Source organism: Paractinoplanes bogorensis, from assembly GCF_018829635.1.
Lineage (GTDB): Bacteria > Actinomycetota > Actinomycetes > Mycobacteriales > Micromonosporaceae > Actinoplanes > Actinoplanes bogorensis.
In genome coordinates this window covers 710,187-736,034 of the sequence record NZ_JAHKKG010000004.1, presented here as the reverse complement: position 1 = coordinate 736,034, position 25,848 = coordinate 710,187, and the positions used below count along the sequence as shown (strand labels likewise).

The window sequence follows — 25,848 nt, the reverse complement described above, 5'->3', positions numbered from 1 at the left end:
CGCAGCCATTACTGACCGTCGCGCAGCCGCCGGCGGTCGGCCGCTCCATCGACGCGCACGCCGGCGCTCATTCCTTCAGGACGGTGGCGAGGTCGGTCAACACCCATGGCGCGTGCACGAGGGCGGGGTCGAGCGCAGCCGCACCACGTACGCGGAAGGTGGTGCTCTCGCCGGGGAGCAGGGTCACAAAGCCCTGGTCGACAGTCGCGTCGGGGTGGATGCGATCGGGCTGCAGCAGCACGTCTCGAGCGAGCCCGGCGGCCCGCACGGTCACATCGAGCCCGTCGGCGACGACCCGCACGTCCACGGTCAGTCCCGGGGCGTCGAGGTGAAAATCCTCGAAGAACCACGTTTCCCGCACGCCGGCAGCCCGCGCGACCAGCACGTCCGAGGGGTTCGCGCCGTCCGCCGTCAGTTCGCCGGGCACCGGAATGAGCGAATTCGATCGCGCCGCCACCTCCACGGACACTTCGAAACTGCCCAGTACCGTGCCATCGCGGTCCAGACGCTCAACGGTGAGCACCTCCGCCCACGGTTCCGCGTGGTCGTTCATGAGTGCCACGGACAGTCCGCCGTCGCGCGGCTGGATGGTGAGCGAACGCGCGGCAAAGAGCGACCGCATCTCGAACCAGAGCGGCTTGTAACGCCCGGCCCCGTCGATCGCCGCCCACGAGATGACCGGCCACAGATCGTTCAGCTGCCACAGGATCACCCCGGCCGTGTGCGGCCAGTGTGAGCGCCAATGAGCGATTCCCGTCCGCACCGCACGCACCTGGTTCAGCTGCGTCAAAAAGTGCCACGCCTCCGTGCTGCGAGACCCAGCGGCCGTCGACCCATCGCCGCTCTCGACCAGTCGCGTTTCGGGCTGCCCGGACGCTGGTTGCGCGGCCACAGCCGGTTCGGAGTGAGCGACGGTGCGCGTTTCAGGGAAGTGGGCGGCCAGGCCGCGGGCGAGTTTGCCGTTGCCGTCGATCGCCTTCTGGTGATGCAGGACGCCCGGTGAGTCGGGGCGCATGGGCTCGTCCGTCACCGACGAGCGCAGCGTGCGCCAGGCCGGGGGCGCCTGCCAGCCGAACTCGGCGACGAAACGTGGAGCCGAGTCGCGGTAGTGGAGGTAGTCCTCGCGGTTCCACACATCCCACGAGTGGAAGGTGCCGTGGTCGACGTCGTTGGGTTCGTGCTCCCACGAACCCGACCACGGGCTGCCCGCCATGTAGGGGCGGGTCGGGTCCACCTCCGAGACGATGTCGGGCAGCGTCTTCAGGTAGTACGTCTCGCCCCAGCTGCGGTCACCGCCGGGACGGGAGGCCCAGTCGTCCGCGCCGTACAGCCAGAGGTTCTCGTTGTTGCCGTTCCACGCGACCAGGCTCGGATACGGTGTCAGGCGGACGACGTTCTCGCGCGCTTCGGCGACGACCTCGGAGAAGAGCGGCTCCTCCTCGGGATAGCAGGCGCAGGCGAACAGGAAGTCCTGCCACACCATCAGGCCGAGTTCGTCGCAGACCTCGTAGAAGTCGCGGCTCTCGTAGAGGCCACCGCCCCAGACCCGGATCAGGTTGACGCCCGCCGCGGCCGCTTGGCCGAGCCGCAGCGCGTACCGTTCGCGGGTCATCCGGGACGGGAAGATGTCGTCGGGGATCCAGTTGACGCCCTTCACGAACACGGCTTCGCCGTTGACGTGGAAGACGAACTGCCCGCCGGTCTGATCGATGTGGACACTGCGGAAGCCGGTCCGCCGTTCCCAGCGATCGAGCTCGACCGGTTCGAGGGCACCACCGTCGGAAGCGCCGTCATCGAGCAATGAAACGCTCAGGTTGTGCAATGTGGCCGGCCCGTAGCCGCGCGGGTTCCACGCCTCGGCATCGTCAACGTCGAAAGTGAGCGTTTCCGCGTACGGCCCGTCGAAAAGCACACGATCGTCCAGCCGAACACGCAGCCGGAGATTGCACGGTCGTGCACGTTCGACCGTGACGGACAGGTCGACGCGGCCACGGCCATCGGTGTACGTGAGCAAGGGTTTGACCTCGCTCAGCCGCGCCGTGCTCCAGCCCTCGAGCCGCACGTCGCGCCAGATTCCGGCGGTGACCAGGGTCGGCCCCCAGTCCCAGCCGAAGCTGCACGCCATCTTGCGCACGAAGTTGAACGGTTCCGGGTAGGCGTTCGGCCGTGGCCCGAGCTGCGCCTGCAAACGCGACGCCTCGGTGTAAGCGGACGTGAAACGTACGCGCAGGGGCTGGGGTTCGGCGCCGACCAGGGCGCTCACGTCGAAGCGGTAGCCGCGGTGCATGTTGCGGGTCGAGCCGATCACGACGCCGCCGAGCTCGATGTCGGCCACCGTGTCGAGCCCGTCGAAGACCAGCTCGACACGGTCAGGGCGCGGGCCGTCCCAGGCGATGTCGCGTGAGTAGACCCAGTCGGTCCGGCCGACCCAGTCGACGGCCTTCTCGTTCTCGCCCAGGAACGGGTCGACTATCTTGCCCGCCGCGAGCAGATCGGTGTGCACACATCCGGGCACGGTGGCCGGCAAGTCGCCCGGCGGCCCGGAAACTGTCCACGGACCGGACAGCGACTGCTCGATTCTGCTCATGTGACAACTCCCGCGTGAACAAGGTGAGCGACGCGAACACCGGCGCTCACTTGGTGGCTCCGGCGGTGACGCCGTTGTAGATGAAGCGCTGCAACAACAGGAAGATCACGACCGTGGGCAGGATGACGATCATCGTGCAGGCGGCGATCGTCTCCCACTGCGCGCCGTAGGGCCCCTTGAACCGGAACAGCGCGGTCGAGATGACGTTCAGATCGGGTGAGCGCAGATAGAGGAACGGGATGTAGAACTCGTTGTAGATCGCGATCCCCTTGATGATGACCACGGTCGCGATCGCCGGCCGCATGAGCGGCAGGATGATGCGGCGATAGACGGTGAACCGGTTGGCGCCATCGATGACCGCGGCCTCGTCGAGACTGCGCGGAATCGACGACATGAACTGGATGAAGATGTAGATCGAGACGATGTCGGTGCCGAGGAAGAGCACGACGGCCGACCACGGCGTGTTCACCAGTCCCATCGATTTGACGATCTGATAGGTCGCCACCTGAGTCGTCACTCCGGGCACGAGCGCGGCGACCAGGAACAGGCCGAGCACGAGGCGTTTCAACGCGAACGAGAAACGGCTGATCGCGTACGCGGCCAGGGTGCCGACGAATACCGTGCCGACGAGCGAGATCACCAGGATGACGGTGGTGTTCCAGAAGCCGCGGAGCATGTGCCCCTTCGACCACGCGGTGGCGAAATTTTCGAAGTTCAGCCAGTCCCGCGGCGGCGTCAACGGTCCGGTCGTGCTGTATTCGCCGTGCGTCTTGAACGCCGCGAACAACACCACCACGAGCGGAACGAGCACGACCGCCGACGCGATGACGAGGGATAGGTATTTGCCCGATGCCGCTATACCGCTGAGGGGGCGACGACGCGCGAAGCGCGGGGCGACGGGATCGACTGTGCGAACGCTCATGACAAGCTCACCTCGTCGTCGGGCAGAAGGCGGCGCTGCACCCACGTGACCAGCAGGACCAGAAGCAGCAGGACGACGGCCATGGCCGAGGCGAGCCCGATCTGCCGGAACTGGAATGCCGTCTCGTAGGCCTGGATGACGAACGTCCGGGTCCCGTTCGCGCCGCCGGTCATGATGAACGGGATCTCGAAGACGGCCAGGCTGCCCGAGATGGCCAGGATGAAGCTCAGGCTGATGATCCGGCGGATACCGGGCGCGATGATGTAGCGGAACTGATGCCACCGGTTGGCGCCGTCCAGATCGGCCGCCTCGTAGATCTCGCCCGGAATCGATTGAATGGCACCCAGGAAGAGCACGAAACTCAGCCCGGTGAATCGCCACACCGATGTGCCGGCCAGCGACAGATTGGCGACGTCGGGATCGCCGAGCCACAGTCGCGTGTGGTCGCCGAGTCCCAGATGGCCGAGAACCGTGTCGAGCGTGCCGCCCGGCTGGAACAGGTAGAGGAAGACGAACCCGACGGCGACGCCGTTGAGCAGATAGGGGAAGAACAGGATGCCCTTGAACAGATTGCGGAACCTGGTGCTGAACGACAGGACGACCGCGAAATACAGGGCGATCGCGATCTGCGCGAACGACGCCACGAAGTAGTAGAGGCTGACCAGGAAAACGCGCCAGTAGCGCTCGTCGGTGAACACCCGGACGTAGTTGTCCCAGCCGACCGGGTCCATGGTGACGTCCAGGCCGTCCCATTTGTGGAAGCTGTACCAGACCATGTTCCCGACCGGCACATAGGTGAACGTGATGAGCAGCGCGAGGGCCGGGGCCAGGTACCACCAGTGGGCGGGGATCCGGCGGCGCCGGCGCGGCGCGGGCACCGGTTTGGCCGGCGACGGCGGCCGCTCGAGCAGCACGGTCATCGCATGACCCGGGCCTGGGCCTCGCCCCACCGCTTGTTGAGCGAGGCGAAGTACGACTCCTTGTCCCCCTTGGCCGCCCCGCGCGCGATGTCGACCAGTTTCTGGCGGTAGATATTGCCGGTGAGGTCGATCTCGGACTCCTTGATGATCTCGTCCTCCTTGCCCGCGTTGGTGGTCGCGGCGGGCAGTTCGACGAGCTCGACCCCGGTGTCCTGGAACGCTTTGAGCGATGCGGGCAACGGCTGGCCGAGCGCGGGCGGGATCGCCTCCTGATCGTTCGCGAAGCCGGACTCGTTCACGAACCAGTCAAGCCATGCGCGCGCCGTCGCTTTGTTGTCCGAACTGCGCGAAACTGCGGCTTTGTAGTCGCCCTCGATGCGCGCATGGAACTTGCCGCCGGTCTGGTAGGGGAACGGCCAGAACGCGATGTCGTCCGGGTTGGCGCCGGCCGCCTTGGCCGCGTCCTTCATCTGCGGCACGGCCCACGAACCGAGCAGCATGGTGGCCACCTTGCCGGTGGCGATCATCGGCTTGGAGCCTTCCCAGTTCGTGGTGAGCGGGTCCTTCTCGCTCAACCCGCGGTGCACGATGTCGAACAGCAGACCGTCCGTGACGGACATGATTTTGCCCGGTTGCCACGGCGCCGGATCGGCCGGGAACTTGTCGTTGATGCTCGGATCGCCCACGATCGCGCGCTGGCTGTTGAAGAAACTGAGCGGCCAGCCGTCCTTGTAGTTCGTGTAGAACGGCACCGCGCCGGTCTTCTTCACGGCGGCCAGCCCGGCCAGGAACTCGTCCGTGGTCTTCGGCGGCGCGGTGATGCCGGCCTGCTGCCAGATCCGCTTGTTCACGACCAGCCCGTTGGCGACACCGCCGAGCGACAGTCCGTAGACCTGCCCGTCGAACGCCTTCTCGTCGACGAACCGGTACTTCGCCTTGAGCTCGCCGACCGCGCCGAGCGGCTCGAAGAACTGCCCCAGCTGATCGACCGCGACGGTGTTCGGAATCAGCAGCACGTCGCCGTAGTCGCCCGAGCTGAGCTGCGTCGTGACGTCACCCTCATAGTTCGTGACCGCCTCGAAGCTCACCTTCGTGCCGGGAAACTTCGCTTCAAATTTCTTCCCGTACGCCGGGAGCGCGCTCTCGGCCAGGTCGGTGCGGTTGGTGAGCACCGTGATCTCGCCGGTGACCGACCCGCCGGAGTCGCCCTCCGAGTCCCCGCCCGCGCCGCCGGTGCACCCGGCCAGAAGGGCGAGCGTGGTCACCATGCCCAGCCCCAGGAAGCCTCTTCTATCGATCATGCCGATGCCCGTCCACTCGAGTTCGCATCGAGGTCAGCAAATGCCGCCCCGGCCCGTTGAGGGCAAAGCATGCGATCCCCGTTGCGACCCTGTCAACCTTAGATTAATAATTTAAGTGTGGCCGAGGACCAGAGTCAGCACCCCCATCCCCGGTCAGCCGGCGATGTGAGTACTCACTCTCAAGTCGTAAGTGAGCACTCACATCCCGAAGGAGCGGAAAGAGCGACCGGCCAGCTCGTCGCGCGGCGCGGAAGCCCAGTCAGCTCGTCGCGGCGCGGAAGCGCAGTCAGCTCCTCGCGACGCGCACGACCGGCCAGCTCCTTGCGGCGCGCACGACCGATCAGTTGGTTGTCGCGCGGGCGACCAAGTGAGCGGCCGGCGCCTCGTACACCGCGGGCGGCTTGCCGGCCATCGCGTCGAGCAGTGCTCCGCCGGCCAGCTCGCCGATCCGGCCCACGTCGTGGCTCATCGCGGACAGCGGCGGCGTCGCGAGCTGACACAGCGCCGAGTCGTCCCAGGCCACCACCGACACGTCGCCCGGCACGGACAGGCCACGATCGCGCAACTCGTCGAGCACGGCCAGCGCCATCAGGTCGTTGTCGCACATGATGGCGGTCGGCCCCTGCGGCAGGAGCGTGGCCGCGGCGGCGCGCCCCGACTCGTACGAGTAATCGCCCTCGGCTCGGAGCAGGGCCACACCGCGTACGGAAGCCTCGGTCTCGGCCCCCGCCTGCCGCAGCTGGGTATGGGCGAAAGTGAGCGGACCGCTCACATGCCCGATCGTCTCGTGCCCGCGGTCGGCCAGGAAACGAACAGCTTCCTGCGCGAATCCGGCGTCGTCGGTCCACACCGTCGGGAGCCCGGACGCGGTCGACGGCGCGCCCAGCACGACCGCGGGCAGACCGAGCCGGCCGACCAGCTCGACCCGGGTGTCGTCCGGCGCGAGATCGACGAGCACGACACCGTCGACCCGGCCCTCGGCGGCCCAGCGTTCGTAGACCGCGGCCTCGGCCTCGCGGTCGGTGACCACCTGCACGAGCACCGACACACCGGCCGGGGTGAGCACACGCTCGAGCCCCTCGAGAAACTCGTGATAGTACGGTTCCTCGCCCAGCACCCGGGAGGCCCGCGCGAGAACGAGACCGACCCGCCGCTGACGCTGTGTCACCCGGGTACGGTAACGCCTGAACCACACGAGACAAGGACTGCACCGCATGGCACGTCGAGAAGCGCCCGCGGCCGGGCCCGGCAGCCGTGCCCTCGTCGTGGACGTGGTCCGGTCGGCCACCGCGATCAGCCGGGTCGAGCTGGCCGAGGTCACCGGCCTGACCCAGCCGTCGATCTCGGGCATCGTGCGCGACCTGATCACCGACGGGGTCATCCACGAGACCGGCTCGGCCGACTCGGTGCGCGGCGCCCCGCGCAAGCTGCTGGCGATCAACCCGGCCAACCGGTTCGGGATCGGGTTCCAGCTGGGACCCGAGACCGTGACATGCGTGGCGATCGACCTGACCGGCGGCGTGGTCGGCCGCGAGGTCGTCCCGCTGGGCGACGACCTGCGGCACGCCGGGTTGGAGGACGTGCTGCGGGCGCGGTTCGAGGATTTCACGGCCGGGCTCGACCTGCCCCGCGACCGCATCGAGGGCCTGGCGATCGTCGCCCCGGCCGCCCGCGTCCCGGCCGACCGGGGCGTGGTGCTGGCCGAGCGCCTCGGCATCCCCGTGCTGGTCGAGAACGACGGCGCCGCCGCGGCGCTGGGCGAGTTCTGGACCAGGCGGGTCTCGCGCGACCAGTCGTTCGGCAGCGTCTATCTGTCCACGGGCATCGGCGCCGGCCTGGTCTTCTCGGGCGCGCTGTTCCGCGGCGCCAGCTTCGACGCGGGCGAGCTGGGTCACCTGTCGATCGCGTACGACGGACGGCCCTGCCCCTGCGGCAACCGCGGTTGCGTCGAGCGGTACGCGTCCATCGCCGCCACGGTCGAGGCCGCGCGCGCCCATCCCGGTCTGGCCGCCCGCCTGCGCCTCGACGACCCCTTGTTCAGCGCGTACGACGCCGTGGCGCGAGCGGCCGTGAACGGCGATCCTGAGGCGTTCGCCCTGGTCGACGCGGCCGCCGGATATCTCGCGGTGGCCGTGACCTCGATGGTGAACCTGCTCGACCTGGGCCGCCTTGTGCTCACCGGCCCAGGTATGGCCGTGGCGGGGTCGATCTATGCGCGCCGGTTGCGCGCGCACCTGTCCGAAACCGCGCACGCGCGCCACCGGCACGAGGTCACCGTCGAGCTGTCGGCCCAGCCCCGCGACGCCGCCGCGATCGGCGCCGCCGCCCTGGTCGTCCAAGCGTCGATCGCCCCCGGCCACACCCAGTCCCCATCCCGCTGACAAGCCACGCCAAGCGGACGCTCACCAGTCGAGGCCGACCCGCCACTCGCTCCGGGGGATCACCGCGTACCGCCGCCCCTCGGCCGGCGCCGCGCCCAGCAGATCGTGCACCGCCTGCGCACGACCCCGCCGGGCGGGAAGCCCGGGCCGGCGGGCCACCTCGCCCACGAACCGCCAGGCACCGTCGCTGGTCTCCTCCAGGACGACGTACATGTTCATTCGCTCACTATCCCGCGCGCCGCGGTCAGTTCAGCACCTCGTAGTCGAGCAACAGCCCGCCGGACGGCGTCGACCGGGACGAGAGCAACCGCAACTTGTGCAGTTCCTTGTCCGCGTCGAACAGTTTGCGACCACCGCCGGCCACGGCCGGGTAGACGACCAGGCTGATCCGGTCGATCAGGCCCGCCGCCAGCAGCGCCTGCGACAAGCGGAGGCTGCCGTGCACCCCGATGTCGCCGCCCGGCTGTGACTTCAGTTCCCGCACGAAGTCGAGCGACCCGAAAGCGGTCGACGAAGCCCACGGTGTGGTCAGGGGCGTGGACGTGAACACGTACTTGGAAACGCTGTTGATGAAATCGGCGAACGGCTGGTCGTCGCCCGTCGGCCAGTAGGTCGACCATTCGTCGTACATGGTGCGGCCGAGCACGACCGCGTCCTGCCGGCCGATGACCGTGGCCAGGTTGGCCAGCATCACGTCGTCGAACTCGAAGACGAACTTGTCCGGGCTTTCCCCGACCCCGTCGAGGGACATCAGGCTGTAGAGCACCACATTGCGCATGCCCCTAGGACCAGGCGACGCGACAGAACTCATCGGTGTACCCGTGGCGGCAGGCAGCCGGACGAACCGGCCGCCTGCCGAAGAACAGCTAGTCGAGCTCGACGATGTCCCGCCCGAGCGGCCAGAACGCCACCGGCACCAGCTTGAAGTTGGCGATGCCGAACGGGATGCCGATGATCGTCACGCATTGGGCGACCCCGGCCACGATGTGGGTCAGGGCCAACCACCAGCCCGCCACGACGACCCAGATGATGTTGCCGAGGCCGGACGCCACGCCCGCGCCGGGCCGGCTGACGACCGTACGGCCGAAGGGCCACAACGAGTACACGGCCAGCCGCAGCGACGCGATGCCGAACGGGATCGTCACGATCAGGACGAAGCAGATGAGGGCGGCCACCCCGTATCCGATCGCGAGCAGGAAGCCGCTGCCGAAAATGAACCAGAGGATGTTGAGGATGAGTCGCACGGATCAAGCATGCATGAGGCGTGCCAGCGGTCAGGCGTCGTCGTCGTGCTTGCGGCTCGCCTCGTCGACCGCGACCGCGCCGGCCAGCGCGCCCGCGTCGACGCCGGGGTCGGTGGCGCTGTCGTCGGCCGCGGGTGGTGGCGGCGGGCCCGGCGGCAGGTTGACCGGTTCGCCGTCGGACGGGCCGACCGCCGAGGCGAGCAGGGCCGAGTTCGGGATGTTGAGCGGACCCTCGTCGGTGTCGAGCACCGTGTAGAGCAGCCCGGCCGAGATGATCGTGCCGTAGTGCGGCCCGCCGATCGCGCCGGACAGCACGCGCACCTGCTGACCCGGAATGTAGGGCCGGGCGAACAGCAGCACGAACCCGGCGAACAGGTTGCTCAGCACCGGCTGCGCGGCCAGACCGAGGATGACACCGGTGACAGCGCCGCCGACCAGCAGGTGCTGCAGCCCGATGCCAAGCAGGTCGGTCACCGCGAACAGCGCGATCAGGTAGCCGCCGAGCTGCACGACCAGCCGCAGCGGGGTCGCGGCGGACTCCCCCGCGCGCGCCTGCGTGATCCGGTGCACCTCGCGCGCCGCCGTGCGACTGGCGAGAATCCCGCCCACGGCGACCACGACCGCGCACCCGTACGCGATCAGCTTGTCCCGCACTTCGTTCGAGTCGACGTTGCCGACCTGGCTGCCCACGATCAACGCGGCCAGCGCGATCAGCCCGTAGACGACCGTCTTACGGAAGTCGGGTCGAACATGCTGCTCCAGCAGCGGCACTCCGAACATGGTGACGCGATCCTATCGACCCTCGCCGACGGCCCGGGCCCCACTCCCGGCGTCTGAAACTTCCGGCAAATTCAAGACCGGTTTCCCGTACGACGGCACGCCCGCTCGCCGGTTTCAAAGCGCGCGAACAGCTCAGCACCGCACAGGAAGTATCGCGGCCTTCCGGAAGTTGTTGACACGACTCCGCGCGCGGACCAATACTGACGACATCGATCGGACTCGAATTCCGGTCGATCCGGGCCGCTCCGACGGCCCGGCCGGCCGACGTCGTCCCCGCCGGACGCCGCCCGGCTTCCCGCGCCGCGACGGCGCCGGCGTGCGGCGGTCGCAGAGCCGCCGAATCCGCCATGCCGGCGTCGTCGCCCGCTCCCCCGACCGGCCCCGCTCCCCCGACCGGCCCGCTCAGTCGCCGCCGCCACCCCCACCGCCGCCGTCGGACGAGCCGCCGTCGCTGTACGACCTTTCCCCGCCCCAGTCGCCCGGGGTCGAGTCGTTCGCGCCCGAGGAGCCGCCGTCGCCGTCGTCGTTCCGGCGCCGAACCCCCTTGCCGTTCCGCCTCTTGACCCGCCCCACCAGCAGGATTCCGACAAAGATGAGCACGAACCCGCCCATGAACACCCACGGCGCTACTTCGATCATCGTCTCCACAGCGGCAGGGTAGCGACCCCTGTCACCCGGTGAAATCGTCCGACGAGACGACCGTGGCCTGCATCGGGAACACCTTCCCGACCAGCACGCGATGCACCTCGGGATCGTTGTCGAGACACCCGTCGGCCAGCACGGTCAGGTCGAAATCCCGGTCCGCCGCCTCGCGCAGCGTCGACAGCACCACCCCGCTCGTCGAGATTCCGGTCAGCACCATTTCCCGTACGCCCCGGGCCCGCAGCACAACATCCAGGTCGCTCCCGGCAAACGCGCTGACCCGCCGCTTGACGACCACGATGTCCCCCTCGGCCGGGGCCACGCCGGAGTGGATCGGGTTGGGCCGCCCCGGCGCGCCCACGAGACGCCCGAACATCTTGTTGTTCGCGCTCACCTCGGGCGCCCCGTCCCGGAAACCGACCGTGACGTAGATGACCGTCGTCCCCGCCGCCCGCGCCCGCGCGATCACCCCGGCCAGCCGCGGCAGATATCCGGGATCCGGATAGCGGGCGACGACCGCCTCCTGCACGTCCATGATGAGAAGTGCCTTGCTCATCCAGTCCTCCAGTACGCCGCGAGCTAAGTAATCACATGATGACTTACGTCGGGTGCCTCGCCCCGCCCGGGTGAAAACTGCGTATTCGGCACGCCCGCGGGCACCGGCGGCCACCGCGTGCCCCTAATGTGGAGGGAGGCGTCGCCGAATCCAGGCGGGCGGGTCACTGGAGGTAACACGCCGGTGGACGAGATGACCACGATCGTGACCGCGCTGGCCGCGGGCGCCACGGCCGGGGTCTCCGGCACCGCGACCGAGGCCGTGAAGGACGCCTACGAGCTGCTCAAGGCACTCATCCGCCGCCGCTTCGCCGGACGCGACGAGGCCCGCCGCGAACTCGAAGCCGACGAGGTCGAACCCGGGACGTGGCGGGCCCGGATCGGACCCGACCTCAGCGACTCCGGGGCCGCCGGCGACGAACAGATCCTGGTGGCGGCGCGCGAGCTCCTGACCGCCACCGGAACGGCGACCTCGGCCGGCATGACCATCTCGGTCGACACCAACCACGGCGCCATCGGCGAGTTCACCGGGCCGGTCTCGTTCGACCAGCGCACGCACCTCCCCCCGACCGCCCCGGCAGCCGACTAGAGGCGACGACTGCCGGCGTCCCGTCCCGCACGCCAGCGCTGACCGTCCAGGAGATGTCCGGAGCGGTCGGTACGTTCTTCGCGCCCGTCACCATCGCCGGCCGCGCCACGATCCGGTGGCCCTACCGGGTCGGGGTGGTGCCCCGCCTGGCGGCCGCGCGGCAGCCCCGCCCGGCCGACGACGCGCTGGCCGAGGCGGTCCGGTCCGGCGGCACCGCGGTGGTGTGCCAGGTCATCTCGGGTCTCGGTGGCGTCGGCAAGACCCAGCTCGCCGCCCACCTGGCCGAGCAGCTGTGGCAGACCCACCGGATCGACCTGCTCATGTGGGTGACCGCGAACACGAGGTCCGGCGTCCTGACCACGTTCGCCCGCACCGGGGCCGACATCACCGGCGTGGACGATCCGGATCCCGGCCAGGCCGCCGCCCGGTTGCTGGCCTGGCTGGCCGGCACCGACCGGCCCTGGCTGATCGTGCTCGACGACGTGACCGACCCCGCCGCGTTGTCCGGGCTGTGGCCGCCGGACACCCCGTACGGCCGGACCGTGGTGACCACCCGGCGCCGCGACGCCGCCCTGCTGGCCGGACGGGCCCTGGTCGACGTGGGCGTCTTCGCGGCCGCCGAGGCCGCCGCCTATCTGAGCCGCCAGCTGGGCGACTCCCCGCACCGCGTCGAGGAGGCCGACCGTCTGGCGTCCGACCTCGGCTATCTGCCGCTCGCTCTGGCCCAGGCGGCCACGTTCATCCGCGATCAGGATCTGACCTGCGCCGACTACCGCCGCCGGCTGACCCGGCGCCGGCTGCTGGACCTGAGCCCGAAGGTACGGCCGGACGGCCAGCAGCAACCCGTCGCGGCGACCTGGACCGTGTCGGTGGAGCTGGCCAACGCCGACACCGACGGCCTGGCCGACGAGTTGCTGCGGATCGCCGCGATGCTGGATCCGAACGGCATCCCGGTCCAGGTGTTCACCAGCCGTGCGGCTTTCCGCCGGTACGGGCCACGTCCGCACCGCGGCACCGACGCCGACGACGTGCACGACGCCGTCCGGACCCTGCACCGGCTCGGCCTGGCCGACGCCGACGACGGACTCGTCCGCGTGCACGCACTGGTCCAGCGGACCATCCGGGAGAGCGGGCCCGACCACGACCGGCAGGTGGCCGCCACGGTCGCCGCCGACGCCCTGCTGGAGCTGTGGCCGGCCATCGAGAGCGACCCGGGCAAAGCGCGACTCGGCCAGTTGCTGCGAGCCAACACCGCCATCCTGCACGCGGTCGCCGGACCGGAGCTGTGGCGCACCCGGGACGGCGGCACCGGCGCCCATCCCGTGCTCTTCCGCGCGGGCGGCAGCCTCGGCGAGCTCGGCCTGGTCATCACCGCCCGCCGGCACTTCACGCAACTGCGTGACGAGGCCGCCGAACGGCTCGGCCCCGACCACCCGGACACCCTGGCGGTCCGTCACCATCTCGCCTTCTGGCAGGGCAAGGCGGGCGACCCGCGGGGCGCGGTCCGGGCCTTCGGCGACCTGCTGCGCGACCGGCTCCGGATCCTCGGGCCGGATCACCCGGACACCCTCTCGGCGCAGAGCAACGTGGCCCGGTGGCGCGGGCACTCCGGCGACCCCGGTGGCGCCGCCGCCGCGTTCGAACAGCTCTATCCGGTCTTTCTGCGGGTGCTCGGGCCCGATCACCCGGAGACCCTGGCCGTGCAGCACAACGTCGCCCGGTGGCGCGGTGCGGGCGGCAATCCGCGGGGCGCGGCCGACGCGTTCCGGCGGCTGCTCGACGAACGCGAGCGGATCCTCGGACCCGACCACCCGGACACCCTGACCACGCGCAGCAACCTCGCCTACTGGCAGGGCAAGGCCGGCGCCAGCCAGGGTGCCGTCACCGCGTTCGAGGAGCTCTATCCCGACCTGGTACGGGTCCTCGGGCGCGACCACCCGGAAACGCTCGCCGCCCGCCACGAGATCGCCCGCTGGCGGGGCACGGCGGGCGACCCGAGCGGCGCCGCCGCCGGTTTCGAGCAGCTCCTGGCCGACCAGCTGCGGGTGCTGGGGCCCGACCACCCGCACACGCTGTCGACCCGGAGCAACCTCGCGTGGTGGCGGGGCGAGGCGGGTGACCCGGCCCTCGCCGCGCTCGCCTTCGAGCACCTGCTCGACCATCGCCTGCGAGTGCTCGGCCTCGACCATCCGCACACGCTGGCGACGCGGAGCAACCTGGCCCGCTGGCGTGGGCAGGCGGGCGACCCGGCCCGGGCCGCCGGCGGATTCGACGAGCTGATGCCCGACCTCGTACGGGTGCTGGGAACCGGCCACCCGGAGACCCTCGCCGCCCGGCACGAGATGGCCCGCTGGCGGGGTGCGATGGGCGATCCCGCCGGAGCCACCGCCGACTTCGAACGCCTGCTGCCGGATCAGCTCCGGGTACTCGGCCCCGACCACCCCCAGACCCTCGCGACCCGCAGCAACCTCGCCTACTGGCACGGGAAGGCGGGCGACCACGCCAAGGCGATCGCCGCGTTCGGCCGCCTGCTGCCCGACCTCGTACGCGTCCTCGGCCCGGACTATCCGGAGACGCTCGCCGCCCGGCACGAGATGGCCCGCTGGCACGGCGCCACCGGCGACCCCGATGCCGCCGTCGAAGGATTCGCACGACTCCTCCCGGACCAGTTGCGCGTGCTCGGCCCGGACCACCCGCACACCCTCGCGACCCGCAGCAACCTCGCCTACTGGCAGGGCCGTGCCGGTGCACCGGAACAGGCCGCGGCCGCATTCGACCGGTTGCTGCCGGACTTCCTGCGGGTGCTCGGCCCCGACCACCCGGAGACGCTGGCCGTCCGGCACGAGGTCGCGCGATGGCAGGGCGTGCTCGGTGATCCGGCCGGCGCCGCGCTGGGCTTCGAACGGCTCCTGCCCGAACAACTGCGCATCCTCGGGGCGGACCATCCACACACCCTGGTGACGCGCAGCAAGATCGCTTACTGGACCGGGCGGTCGGGAAACGTGGCCGGGGCGGTCGAGGCCTTCGAGCACCTGCTTCCGGATGTGCTGCGGGTCCTCGGCCCGGACCATCCCGAGACCCGGACCGCGGGCCGCCAGCTGGCCGAGTTGCGCGGAACCACCGGTCCCGGTTCCTGAGCCGTGTCACAAACGTGCGGCGAACGGTGACTCGAGGGTCCACCCCGGGAAAGGAACGCCGCATGAGTGAGCCGCACACCGAAGCGTTCGTGGCGCACCGTAACCTGCTCTTCACGGTCGCCTACGAGATGATCGGGTCGGCCGCCGACACCGAGGACGTGCTCCAGGAGACATGGCTGCAGTGGGTCAGGATCCCGTTTGCGGACGTACGGGATCCCCGCGCGCTCCTGGTCCGCATCACCACCCGCCAGGCCCTCAACCGGCTGCGCACGGTGAAGCGCCGCAAGGAGGCGTACGTCGGCCAGTGGTTGCCCGAGCCCCTGCTCACCTCGCCCGACGTGGCCGACGACGTCGAACTGGCCGAGAGCGTGTCCATGGCGCTCATGCTGGTGCTCGAAACGTTGTCGCCGACCGAGCGCGCGGTGTTCGTTCTGCGCGAGGCGTTCGACGTCGGCTACGACGAGATCGCGCAGGCCGTCGGCAAGACCCCGGCCGCCGTACGGCAGATCGCGCACCGCGCCCGCAAACATGTGGATGCCCGCCGCCCGCGCGAGCCGGTCACCGCCGCCGAGACGCGCGCCGCCCTGCAGTCGTTCCGCCGTGCCCTGGAGACCGGCGACCTGCAGAGCCTGCTCGACGTGCTGGCCCCCGACGTGGTGCTGGTGGCCGACGGCGGCGGCCTCAGACAGGCCATGCCCCGCCCGATCACCGGAGCGGACAAGGCGGCCCGCTTCATGCTCGGCGGCTACGGCCGGCACACCAACCGGACCACGGTCACCGAAGCCACGGTCAACGGCGGCCCCGCCCTGGCCGTCCACCTGGACGACGCCTTGGACGGCGTCATGGCCGCCGTGGTGGAGGGCGGCCGGATCACCGCCCTCTACTACGTCCGCAACCCGCAGAAACTCTCCCGCCTCACCCGGGAGACGCCACTGTCCCGCTGACCGTCGACTCCCGGCGTCCGGTGACGGACAGGTGCACCGGCCCGCCGTTCGGATCGGCGTCGCGCACGACCGAGAACGGGATGCGGAACACCCGGCCGGGGGCGGCGGGCCAGGCGAGCCGCACCGAGCCGATGACCCGCCCGCCCTGGGTGGCCGTCACGGTCGGGAAGCGCTGGAAAACCGTTGTCCACGCGAGGAAACGGTCGCGCGAGGGGCCGGGCCCGCCCGGCTCGACGATCTGCGGCGAGACCCACTGAAGAGGTGCGTCGACCACTACCTCGACCGCACCCGGGGCCGAACTGCCGCGGGGCACTGCGGCCAGGTGGTCGAGGACGGCGGCGGCGACGTGACGGCCGTCCAGGGCGGCCACGTCGGCCGTGTCGACCGGGTGCAGCAGGTTGCCCGCGGCGAACACTCCCGGCGCCGAAGTGCGCAGTCCGGCGTCCACCCGCGGACCCAGCGTGCCCGCGTCGATGGTCAGACCGCCGAGCCGGGCCAGTTCGTGGTCGGGTATCCAGTCGCCGGTCGTGATGACCGTGTCGCAGGCAACGAATGAGCGTTTTCCGGTACGCAGATCCTCGACGTCCACACCGGACACCCGGCCCTTGCCGTGGATCGCGACCACACGGTGACGGGTACGGACCGGAACGCGCAATCCCACGCGGCCGGGCAGGTGGAACGCCGCGTACGCCTCGGGACGGTCGAACTCGCTCGTCATGAGCACCGTGCGGCAGCCCGCCTCGCGCAGAGTGAGCACGGCCGACCAACTGACCAGTTCGGCGCCGATCACGACCGCGCGCCGGCCGACCTCGGCGTGGTGCAGGTGGACGAGGTTCTGCAACTGACCGGTCGTATAGACGCCGTCCGGCCGGTCGCCGGGGATGAGCCGGGCCGGGCGGGGTCGCTCGCGGGCTCCGGTGGCCAGCACGACCGCGTCGGCCGTCATTGTCCGCCGACCGCGCGGCGACGTCACCTCGACGGCATGGGACGAGGCCCAGCCGGTCACCATCGCCTCGGTCTCGAGTTGCGCGCCGGCCGCGGCGGCCAGGTCGGTGAGGCGTCGTGCGTACGCCGGACCGGAGATGAACCGCCGCAGGTCGCGCAGGCCGTATCCGGGGTGGTCGCTGTGCCGGGGGATGCCGCCCATCGTGCGTTCCCGGTCGAGCACCAGCACCGGCCCGTCGACGCGCGGGGCGAGGGCCGCCGCGGCGGTCAGGCCGGCCGGTCCCCCACCGACGATGAGGACACGGACGTTCATCGGGCACCGCCGCGAGACGAAGCGTCGCCGCGAGACGAAGCGTCGCCGCGAGACGAGACGCCGCCGCGAGACGAGACGCCGCCGCAAGAAGAAGCGCCGCCGCGAGACGAGACGTCGCCGCGAGACGAAGCGTCGCCGGGGGACGAAGCGTCGCCGTAGGAAGAGGCTTCACCGCGGGACGAGACCAGCGCCTGCACCTCGGCACCGCAGTAGAAGCCCTGACAACGCCCGTTCATGGCCCGGGTGCGACGCCGCAACCCGTCCAGGTCGGCGGGTGGGATCGGCGAGGCGTACGCGTCCCGGATCTCTCCCCGGGTGACCCGTTCGCAGAAGCACACCACCCGCCCGTACTCGGGATCGGCCGAGATCAGCGCCGCGTCCTGGTAGGGCCGGGTGAACGCCTCCCCCAGGTTCGGCATCCGCGGCGGCGCCGGCAGGTCCGGCCGGGGCGCGACATCGAGGTGCGGGGACAGCAGCCCGGCGACGTGCTCGGCGATCGCCATCCCGGCCGTCAGCCCGGTCGAGCGGATCCCGCCGACCAGCACGTAGCGCAAGGACGCGTCGAGCGAGATCAGGTAGTCGTTCCGGTCGATCGCGGCGCGCAGGCCCGCGTAGGTGGCGGTGACCTCCTCCTGGAGCAGGGACGGCATCAGATCCGCTCCCTTGGAACGCAGGAAGGAGAACCCCGCGGCGGACGTGCCCGTCGCGGTCCGGTCGGTGAGGTCCTCGGCGGTCGGCCCGAGCATGACGTTGCCGTAGATCGTCGGGCTGACCAGGACCCCCTTGCCCACCTTGGACGGCACCGGCAGCACGATCACCGGCACCTTGGCGCGGGCCAGTTTGTCGAACACCAGCAGTTCGCCCCGGCGTGGGGTGACGGTGAAACGGTCGTACCCGAAAAGGTTGTCGATCTTGTCGGCGCCCAGCCCGGCGGCGTTGATCACCCAGCGCGCCCGCAGCGAGGACCCGTCGGCGAAGGTCAGCGAGCCGTCGTCGACCGCGACCACCCGGCGTCCGCGCAGCAGCGTGACCCCGCGGTTGACCGCGTCGGTGGCCAGGGCCAGGTTCGTCGTCCAGGTGCAGATGATCGACTCGCCGGGGACGGTGAGCCCGCCGAGCGCGCCCGGCCCGAGGTCGGGGACCCGCCGGTAGACCTCGTCCGGCCCGACCAGTTCGCACTCGTCGTAGCCGTTCTTCTCGGCCTTGGTGCACAGGCCGGGCAGGGCGGCGAGCTGCTCGTCGTCCCACGCGACGAGCAGGGCCGAGGTGCGTTCGACCGGGATGCCGGTGGCCGACGCGTACTCGGAAAGCAGGTGATAGCCGCGGGCGACCAGGGTGGACTCGAGCGTGCCGGGGGTGGCGTCGAAGCCGGTGTGCAGGATGGCGGTGTTGGCCTTGCTGGTGCCGTCGCCGACGTCGTCGCGGCCCTCGACGAGGACGGTGGACAGCGACGTGCCGCCGAGCCGGCGGGCGATGGCAGCACCGACGATGCCGCCGCCGATCACGGCGACGTCGCAGGTGAGGGGCGGGTTCACACGGACTCCTTCAGGGTGGCCCGGACGGCGGTGTGCCACCGTTCGAGGTGGTGCGCGGCCTGGTCGGTGGACCAGACCGGTTCGTAGGTGGCGGCCGGCGACCAGCCGCCCACGACGTCGGCGATCGGCACGGTGGGGTCGAGCGCCAGACGGGCGCACGCGGCCGCGCCGAGGGCGGTCGCGTGCGGGGAGGGGTAGACGTCGACCGGCAGCTGCGCGAGGTCGGCCTGGGCCTGCATGAGCACCCGCGACCGGGTGAGACCGCCGTCCACGCGCAGCCGGGTCAGGGGTGTGCCGAGCGCCGCAATGAGGGCCGTGACCTGGGCCGCGATGCCGTCGAGCACGGACCGGACGAGGTGCCCGCGCCCGGTGCTGAGCGTCATGCCGGACAGCGACGCGGTGGCCGACGAGTCCCACCAGGGTGCCGCCAGCCCGGCCAGGGCGGGGACGCAGAGCACGCCACCGGCGTCGGCCGAGGAGACACTGTCGAGCTCGGCGGCACTCTCGATCAGACCGAGATCGACGAGCCACCGTACGGCGGAAGCGGCCGTGTAGACCTGCCCGTCGACGCAGTACCGGGTCGAACCGCGCAGCCGCCACGCGACCGAGGTGGCCAGGCCGTTGTCCGAGCGCGCGGCCGTCGCACCGAGCTGGGCGAGAAGAAAAGCCCCGGTCCCGTACGTACATTTCGCCGTCCCCGCGTCCAGGCAGTTCTCGGCCAGCAGGGCCGCCTGCTGGTCGACGATGAGCCCGGTGACCGGCACCTCCCCGCCGAACGCGCTGGTCGTGCCGACGATGTCGTCGCTGGCCACCAGCGCGGGCAGTTCCTCGCCGCCGAGCCCGAACAGATCGAGCAGCTCGCCGTTCCAGGTGACCGTGCCGAGGTCGAGCAGCAACGACCGGCTGGCCGTGGACACGTCGGTGACGAACGCGCCGCACAGCTGGTGCACGAGCCAGGTGTCGGTCGTGGTGACCACCCCTTCGCCCGTACGGTGGTCACGCAGCCAGCGCATCTTGGGCGCCGAGAAGTACGGGTCGAGGATCAGCCCGGTCAGCTCGGTGACCCGCCCCGACGAGGCGGAGCGGGCGGCGCAGATCGCCTCGGCCCGCCGGTCCTGCCAGACGATGGCCGGCCCGAGCGGTTCGCCGGTGCGGCGGTTCCAGGCCAGCACGGTCTCGCCCTGGTTGGCCAGGGCGACCGCGGACAGCGGCACCCCGGCCTCGGCGGCGGCCCGGCGGCCCGTGCTGAGCACCGACTCGAGCAGCGCCCTGGGGTCGACCTCGACGCCGCCGCCCTCCAGATAGACCGGGTGAACCGGCTCCTCCACGGTCGCCAGGACCCGCCCGGCCTCGTCGGTCACGACCGCCTTGGTGCCGGACGTGCCCTGGTCGATCGCGAGGATGTGCATTCAGCGTCCCTTGGGGGAGTCGAGCGCAGCGTCGATGGAGTGCATGTCGGGCATGTCCAGGGCCGACCGGCCCCGGGTCACGAGCAGCCCGATCAGATAGATCGCGCCGATCACCAGCAGCGCCAGCACATAGAGCCAGGCGTCGCGGAAGCTCGTGTCGCGGAACAGCGCCAGCTCGAAGACGAGCCAGACGACGGCCACGACCAGGATCGGGCCCTCCCACTTACCGAGGTCGAACTTGCCGTTGGCGGGCAGTGACTTCCGCTTGGCCAGATAGAGCGCGACGGTGGCCGCGTAGATGACGGCGGGCAGCAGGGTCGCCGCACCGAACAGGGTGAACAGCGCGTCCTCGCTGAACGCCGAGAACAGTCCGAGAATCACCTCGGCCAGGACGACGTACATGATGGTGGCCTTGAGGGGTGTGCCGTGCCGGGGCGAGACCTGGCGCAGCTGGGTCCAGCCCGGGAACCGCTTGTCGCGCGACATGGCCCAGGTCAGGCGGGTGCCGGTGAGCATGATGACCAGGCCGCAGGCGAAGATGGCGAGCACCACGAGCAGCAGCAACAGGGTGCTGACGACCGAGCCGAGGGTGTGCTCGATGACGTCCGCGATCGGGGTGCCCGACTCGGCCAGGGCGACCGGGTCGCCGGCGGCCAGGGTGACCGCGATGAGGAACAGGAAGCCGAGCACGCCCGAGGCCAGGACGGCCTGCCACATCGCGCGGGGCACGACGCGCTCGGGGTCGTTGGTCTCCTCGGCCAGGTTGGCGGCCGACTCGAAGCCGACGATGGTGAACGCGCCGAGCAGGAAGCCGAGCATCCACGGGCCGGCGCTGGTCCAGTCGCCGAAGCTCCAGTAGCCCTCGGCCGGCACCGCGCCCCGGCTCCACAGGTTGCCGAAGTCCATCTGGCTGCGGATCGCCGCGACCACCAGCAGCAGGACGGTCAGCAGCACCATGCCGATCAGCTCGGCGCTCACCGCGGTGTTGTTGACCTTCTCGGTCCAGCGCTGGGACAGGCCGATGAGCAGGGCCTGGCCGATCAGGATGACGGCGGTGACGGCCCAGGTGATGCCGGCCGTGGCCTCGTAGCTGAGCAGCACGGGCAGGACGGTGGAGGCAACGGTGTAGTCGACGGCGACGACCACGACGGCCAGGAACATGAACGAGATCCAGCCGATGATCCAGCCCAGCACCGGGTTGGCCAGGCGGGACATCCACTGGTACGCGTACCCGGTGACCGGGATGCGCGAGGCGAGCGAGCCGATCACGAAGGCGACGGCGAGCTGGCCGACGACGGCGATCGGCCAGGTCCAGATGCCCAGCGGGCCGGACGAGTTGAGCACCGAGCCGTAGGTGGTGAAGATGCCGGTCGCGATCGACACGAACGCGAACGCCACCGCGAACGACGCGAACTTGCTGGTGCGCCGCTCGAACGACGGTTGGTAGCCGAACTTCGCGAGCTCCGCGCTGTCCCTGCTCTCGGTCACGAGCGCCTCCCCTCTATCTGCATGGTATAGACCATGTGGTCGAGGCCACACGGTATCGTCCGTACGAGGTAGCCTGTCAACGGTGTCGAGCGAAATTTCCCGGGGTGCAACATCCCCGAGATACGTGGCCATCGCGGCCGAGCTGCGCGATCGCATCACCGGCGAGAAACTGGCGCCGCACACGTTGATGCCGTCGGAACGCGAGCTCAGCGAGACGTACGCGGTCAGCCGCATGACGGCCCGGCACGCGCTCTCGCTGCTCGAGAACGAGGGATACGTCTACCGCAAGCCCCCGCGCGGCACGTTCGTCGCCGAGCCCCGGGTCCCGTTCCACATCGGCAGCTTCTCCGACGAGATCATCCGCGCGGGCCGTCGTCCGGCCGCGCAACTCCTCTGGGCCTCAGAACGCGAACCCAGCGCATCGGCCCAGGCGGCGTTCGACATGCCGTCGACCGGCCGGGTGCACGCGCTGCACCGGCTGCGGTTCGCCGACGACGAGCCGATCGCGCTCGAGACCACGTACTTCCCGGTCGAGCTGACCCCCGGCCTGCTCGATCAACCGCTGACCGGATCGCTCTGGGAGCTGCTGCGCTCCCACTACGACGTCGTCCCGGTCAGCGCCCACGCCACCATCCAGTCGATCGTCATCGACGACACGTCGTGCGCCCGCCTTCGCCTGCGCAGCGCGTCGGCCGGCATCCTCCTGACGCGTTTCACGTACGACTCCACGGGGCGCTGCATCGAGTTCGCCCGCGACGTCTACCGGGCCGACCGTGCCTCGTTCGAGGTAGAGGCGCGCATCCCGATCCCGGTGGACGGCGAGCCGTAGCAGTTTGGGGGCATGAGGCGTCGAACCTTCGTCCTGGGCAGTCTCGGTGCCGCCGTCGCGCCCGCGCCCAGCCCCTTTCCGTTCACGCTCGGTGTCGCGTCCGGTGATCCGGACCCCGGCAGTGTCGTGCTCTGGACGCGGCTGGCACCGAAGCCGCTCGCCGAGGACGGGCTGGGTGGCATGTCCCGCGCCGACGTCGACGTCGAGTGGCAGGTGTCCTCGAGTGAATCGTTCGGCAAGCTCACGTCGTACGGGAAAATCACTGCTCGAAAGGACGACGCGCACTCGGTGCATGTCGTGGCGGGCGGGCTGGCACCGAATGCCGAGTATTTCTACCGGTTTCGCGCCCAGGGGCACCTCTCCCCCGTCGGCCGCACCCGCACCGCGCCGGCGCTCGGGGAGTACGGCGCCGGGCTGACGATGCTGTTCGCGTCATGCGCCAACTTCGAGCACGGATACTTCACCGCCTATCGGCGGATGGCCGAGGAGCAACCCGGACTGATCCTGCATCTGGGCGACTACATCTATGAGGGCGGGCCCAGCCCGGACCGCACCCGCAAGCATCTCGGGCCCGAGATCCTGACCCTGGGTGACTACCGCCGTCGTTACGGGCAGTACAAGGCCGAGGCCGACCTGCAGGCCGCGCACGCCGCCGCGCCCTGGCTGGTCGTGCCGGACGACCACGACGTCGAGAACGACTACGCCGGTTTCCACCGCCTCGACAACATCCCGCCGCTGACCGACGCGCAGTGGAAGGCCCGGCGGGCGGCCGCCTACCGCGCGTATTACGAGCATCAGCCGCTCCGTCCCGGATCCCTGTTCCGGCGCATCCGGTGGGGGCGGCTGGCCACGTTCCACATGCTCGACACCCGGCAGTTCCGCGATGCGCAGGTGTGCGGCGGCACCTGGAAAGCGTGTCCCGACGCCGACCGGCCGGGGCGCAGCATCACCGGCGCGGTCCAGGAGAAATGGCTGCTCGACGGGCTGGCCCAGCGTTCGGCGACGTGGGACCTGATCGGCCAGCAGGTGTTCTTCGCCCAGCGCCTGGACGCCAAGGGCGCGGGGGCAATGGACTACTGGGACGGTTACCGGTCTTCACGCGACCGGCTGCAGAAGGGCTGGGCCGACCGGAAGGTCCGCAATCCGGTGGTGCTGACCGGCGACATCCACTCGGCGTGGGCCAACGACCTCAAGGCCGACTACCGGGAGCCGCGCTCGAAGACGATCGGCACCGAGCTGGTCTGCACCTCGATCACTTCACGCGGCGACGGCACTGCCACCACCACGATCCCGCTCGGCGGCGTCAACCCGCACCTCAAGTTCTACTCCGACCGGCGGGGCTACGTCCGGACGACGATCGGCCGGGGCTCGCTTCGCGCCGACTTCCGCGGCCTCGATTTTGTGAGTCGGCGCGACGCCCCCGTCCGTACGCTCAAATCCCTCACGATCCTCGACGGGCAACCAGGGCTTCAGTCTCCCTAGCCTCGCCGACCAGCTGGGCCAGCAGAGTCAGGGCCTCGGCCGACGGGGACCCGGCCGGCGCGGTGTAGGTGACCAGCCGCTGTCCGATCGTGTCGGCCGTGCTCAGGCCTTGCTCGGTGACGGTGATCCGGCCCACCAGCGGGTGCCGCAGCTCGTGGATCGACGACGCGCACGCCGTCACCCGGTGGTCGGCCCACATCGCGGCGAACTCAGGGCTGCCCACGGCCAGAGCGCCGACCAGCTCGGCCAGGGCGGGGTCGTCGGGATACTTCCCCGCGAACAGGCGCAGGCACCCGACGTCGGCGCCCGCCTTGGCCTCCCAATCGGTGAACAGCTCGCGCATCTCAGGGTCGAGGAACATCAGCTTGGCGATGTTGGGCCGGGCCGACCGGGTGGACGGGGCGTCGGCGGGCAGGTGGCCGGCGAACAGCGCATGGCCCAGCGGATTCCAGGCCAGCACATCCTTGCGGGCGCCGACCACCATCGCCGGGACATCTTTGAGGGCGCCCAGCAGCTCCAGCAGACCCGGCTCGGGCCGCTCGACCGCGGGCCGGCGGATGCGGCGCGGGCCGCTCGTGCCGGAGGCCAGGCTGTGCAGGTGCAGCCGCTCGGTCTCATCGAGGCGCAGGGCGGCGGCCAAGGCGTCGAGCACCTGCGGAGACGCGTTGCGGGACTGGCCCTGCTCGAGCCGCGTGTAGTACGACGAGCTGACCCCGGCCAGCATGGCGAGCTCCTCGCGCCGCAGACCGTCGACGCGCCGGCGGTCGCCGTACAGGCTCAGACCAGCCTGCTCCGGCGTGATCCGCGCGCGATGCGCCTGCAGGAACTCACCCAGCGTGCCCGCGATCGTCGTCATGCGGCCAAGTATGCGTCGCGCCCGGTCGGCTTGCCTGGCCCTGACAGGGCTAGGAAAGACCGGGTCTGGGCGCCTCGAGTTCCCCCGTCGCAAGGTGGGACGCATGTCAACCTTCACCATCGGCGGCGACCTGACCGTCGGCCGTCTCGGCTACGGCGTCATGCAGCTCACCGGCCCCGGCGTCTTCGGCTGGCCGGCCGACCAGGACAACGCGATCGCGGTGCTGCGCCGTGCGGTCGAACTCGGCGTCACCCTCATCGACACCGCGGACGCGTACGGGCCGTTCGTCACCGACGACCTGATCCGGCGCGCCCTGCACCCCTACCGCTCCGACCTGGTGATCGCGACCAAGGTCGGCAACACGCGGCCCGGCCCCGACGTGTGGGTGCCGGTCGGCCGGCCCGAATACCTGCGCCAGCAGACCGAGCTGAGCCTGCGCACCCTGGGCGTCGAGCGGATCGACCTGCTCCAGCTGCACCGGGTCGACCCGCTGGTTCCGATCGAGGACCAGGTGGGCACGCTGGCCGAACTGCGCCAGGAGGGCAAGGTGCGGCACATCGGCCTGTCCGAGGTGTCCGTGGCGCAGATCCGGGCCGCGCAGGCGGTGACGCCGATCGCCTCGGTGCAGAACCTCTACAACCTGACCAACCGGGCCGCGGCCGACGTGGTCGACTACGCGGAACAGGAGAACATGGCGTTCATCCCGTGGTTCCCCCTCGCCGGTTCGGGCATGACCGATCCCGTCCTGGCCGAGGTGGGCGCCCGGCTCGGGGCCTCGCCGAACCAGCTGGCCCTGGCCTGGCTGCTGCGGCGCTCGCCGGTGATGCTGCCCATTCCGGGTACGTCGTCGATCGCCCACCTCGAGCAGAACGTGGCGGCGGGGGCTCTCGAGCTGAGCGACGAGGAGTTCGCGGTCCTGGACAAGGTCGCCTGATCCCCGCCCGGTTGCTACCCGGCTGCACCCCGGGTGGCAACCGGCGGGGCGGACC

Annotated in this window: 23 protein-coding genes; 7 read left to right on the top strand and 16 right to left on the bottom strand. The window is 70.6% G+C overall.

The window, feature by feature from the left end:
- Positions 1–67: 67 nt before the first annotated feature.
- From KOI35_RS15215 to KOI35_RS15195, 5 genes are all read right to left on the bottom strand, one after another.
- Positions 68–2,587, bottom strand: a complete 2,520-nt coding sequence (locus tag KOI35_RS15215) for a glycoside hydrolase family 2 protein (RefSeq protein ID WP_215787835.1) — start codon at positions 2,585–2,587, stop codon at positions 68–70.
- 46 nt (positions 2,588–2,633) lie between these two features.
- Positions 2,634–3,509 (bottom strand): carbohydrate ABC transporter permease, encoded by an 876-nt coding sequence (locus KOI35_RS15210; protein ID WP_215787832.1) that lies wholly within the window; start codon positions 3,507–3,509, stop codon positions 2,634–2,636.
- On the bottom strand, positions 3,506–4,429 hold the full coding sequence (locus tag KOI35_RS15205; RefSeq protein WP_215787830.1) for a carbohydrate ABC transporter permease: 924 nt from the start codon (positions 4,427–4,429) through the stop codon (positions 3,506–3,508). Before KOI35_RS15205 ends, KOI35_RS15210 begins: the two co-directional genes overlap by 4 nt.
- Positions 4,426–5,730 (bottom strand): ABC transporter substrate-binding protein, encoded by a 1,305-nt coding sequence (locus tag KOI35_RS15200; RefSeq protein ID WP_215787828.1) that lies wholly within the window; start codon positions 5,728–5,730, stop codon positions 4,426–4,428. Before KOI35_RS15200 ends, KOI35_RS15205 begins: the two co-directional genes overlap by 4 nt.
- A 340-nt stretch (positions 5,731–6,070) precedes the next feature.
- Positions 6,071–6,898: a LacI family DNA-binding transcriptional regulator gene (locus KOI35_RS15195; protein WP_308120997.1), complete on the bottom strand. Its 828-nt coding sequence runs from the start codon at positions 6,896–6,898 to the stop codon at positions 6,071–6,073.
- 46 nt (positions 6,899–6,944) lie between these two features.
- Between KOI35_RS15195 and KOI35_RS15190 the strand changes: the two genes are divergently transcribed.
- Positions 6,945–8,111 carry an ROK family protein gene (locus KOI35_RS15190; RefSeq protein WP_215787824.1) on the top strand — a complete coding sequence of 389 codons (1,167 nt, stop codon included), beginning with the start codon at positions 6,945–6,947 and terminating at the stop codon, positions 8,109–8,111.
- Between the two features lie 21 nt (positions 8,112–8,132).
- Here KOI35_RS15190 and KOI35_RS15185 read toward each other — a convergent pair whose 3' ends face one another.
- From KOI35_RS15185 to KOI35_RS15160, 6 genes are all read right to left on the bottom strand, one after another.
- Positions 8,133–8,330, bottom strand: coding sequence for a hypothetical protein (locus KOI35_RS15185; protein WP_215787820.1), 198 nt, complete (start codon positions 8,328–8,330; stop codon positions 8,133–8,135).
- A 25-nt stretch (positions 8,331–8,355) separates the two neighbouring features.
- On the bottom strand, positions 8,356–8,889 hold the full coding sequence (locus KOI35_RS15180) for a dihydrofolate reductase family protein (RefSeq protein WP_215787819.1): 534 nt from the start codon (positions 8,887–8,889) through the stop codon (positions 8,356–8,358).
- A gap of 88 nt (positions 8,890–8,977) precedes the next feature.
- Positions 8,978–9,355 carry a YccF domain-containing protein gene (locus KOI35_RS15175; RefSeq protein ID WP_215787817.1) on the bottom strand — a complete coding sequence of 126 codons (378 nt, stop codon included), beginning with the start codon at positions 9,353–9,355 and terminating at the stop codon, positions 8,978–8,980.
- A gap of 30 nt (positions 9,356–9,385) precedes the next feature.
- Entirely contained in the window at positions 9,386–10,135 is a 750-nt protein-coding gene (locus KOI35_RS15170) for a mechanosensitive ion channel family protein (RefSeq protein WP_215787815.1), read from the bottom strand.
- Positions 10,136–10,537: 402 nt separating this feature from the next.
- Positions 10,538–10,783 (bottom strand): hypothetical protein, encoded by a 246-nt coding sequence (locus KOI35_RS15165; RefSeq protein ID WP_215787813.1) that lies wholly within the window; start codon positions 10,781–10,783, stop codon positions 10,538–10,540.
- 22 nt (positions 10,784–10,805) lie between these two features.
- Entirely contained in the window at positions 10,806–11,333 is a 528-nt protein-coding gene (locus tag KOI35_RS15160; protein WP_215787811.1) for a cysteine hydrolase family protein, read from the bottom strand.
- Between the two features lie 192 nt (positions 11,334–11,525).
- Between KOI35_RS15160 and KOI35_RS15155 the strand changes: the two genes are divergently transcribed.
- The 3 genes from KOI35_RS15155 to KOI35_RS15145 all read left to right on the top strand — a co-directional run bounded on the left by KOI35_RS15155 (position 11,526) and on the right by KOI35_RS15145 (position 16,002).
- Positions 11,526–11,921, top strand: coding sequence for a Het-E N-terminal domain-containing protein (locus KOI35_RS15155; protein WP_215787809.1), 396 nt, complete (start codon positions 11,526–11,528; stop codon positions 11,919–11,921).
- Between the two features lie 53 nt (positions 11,922–11,974).
- Positions 11,975–15,058 (top strand): tetratricopeptide repeat protein, encoded by a 3,084-nt coding sequence (locus KOI35_RS15150; RefSeq protein ID WP_215787806.1) that lies wholly within the window; start codon positions 11,975–11,977, stop codon positions 15,056–15,058.
- Positions 15,059–15,120: 62 nt separating this feature from the next.
- Entirely contained in the window at positions 15,121–16,002 is an 882-nt protein-coding gene (locus KOI35_RS15145) for an RNA polymerase sigma-70 factor (RefSeq protein ID WP_215787804.1), read from the top strand.
- On the opposite strand, the gene KOI35_RS15140 is transcribed toward KOI35_RS15145, so the two are convergent.
- Genes KOI35_RS15140 through KOI35_RS15125 form a run of 4 tightly spaced genes read right to left on the bottom strand, consistent with a single transcriptional unit; the run spans position 15,974 to position 21,692 of the window.
- Positions 15,974–17,260: an NAD(P)/FAD-dependent oxidoreductase gene (locus KOI35_RS15140; RefSeq protein WP_215787802.1), complete on the bottom strand. Its 1,287-nt coding sequence runs from the start codon at positions 17,258–17,260 to the stop codon at positions 15,974–15,976. The two genes, KOI35_RS15145 and KOI35_RS15140, sit on opposite strands and share 29 nt — an antisense overlap.
- Positions 17,257–18,795, bottom strand: coding sequence for an NAD(P)/FAD-dependent oxidoreductase (locus KOI35_RS15135; RefSeq protein ID WP_215787800.1), 1,539 nt, complete (start codon positions 18,793–18,795; stop codon positions 17,257–17,259). The genes KOI35_RS15140 and KOI35_RS15135 overlap by 4 nt, the downstream gene beginning before the upstream one ends.
- On the bottom strand, positions 18,792–20,204 hold the full coding sequence (locus KOI35_RS15130) for an FGGY family carbohydrate kinase (protein WP_215787798.1): 1,413 nt from the start codon (positions 20,202–20,204) through the stop codon (positions 18,792–18,794). Before KOI35_RS15130 ends, KOI35_RS15135 begins: the two co-directional genes overlap by 4 nt.
- Complete coding sequence (locus tag KOI35_RS15125; protein WP_215787796.1) at positions 20,205–21,692, bottom strand: amino acid permease; 1,488 nt, start codon at positions 21,690–21,692, stop codon at positions 20,205–20,207. It lies immediately after the preceding gene.
- Positions 21,693–21,774: 82 nt separating this feature from the next.
- On the opposite strand from KOI35_RS15125, the gene KOI35_RS15120 reads away from it, so the two are divergent.
- Both KOI35_RS15120 and KOI35_RS15115 read left to right on the top strand, forming a co-directional pair.
- Entirely contained in the window at positions 21,775–22,521 is a 747-nt protein-coding gene (locus KOI35_RS15120; protein WP_215787792.1) for a GntR family transcriptional regulator, read from the top strand.
- Positions 22,522–22,533: 12 nt separating this feature from the next.
- Positions 22,534–24,003, top strand: coding sequence for an alkaline phosphatase D family protein (locus tag KOI35_RS15115; protein ID WP_215787790.1), 1,470 nt, complete (start codon positions 22,534–22,536; stop codon positions 24,001–24,003).
- On the opposite strand, the gene KOI35_RS15110 is transcribed toward KOI35_RS15115, so the two are convergent.
- On the bottom strand, positions 23,963–24,859 hold the full coding sequence (locus KOI35_RS15110) for a helix-turn-helix domain-containing protein (protein ID WP_215787787.1): 897 nt from the start codon (positions 24,857–24,859) through the stop codon (positions 23,963–23,965). The genes KOI35_RS15115 and KOI35_RS15110 overlap by 41 nt on opposite strands.
- A gap of 103 nt (positions 24,860–24,962) precedes the next feature.
- On the opposite strand from KOI35_RS15110, the gene KOI35_RS15105 reads away from it, so the two are divergent.
- Complete coding sequence (locus KOI35_RS15105; RefSeq protein WP_215787786.1) at positions 24,963–25,793, top strand: aldo/keto reductase; 831 nt, start codon at positions 24,963–24,965, stop codon at positions 25,791–25,793.
- The last annotated feature ends 55 nt before the right edge of the window (positions 25,794–25,848 follow it).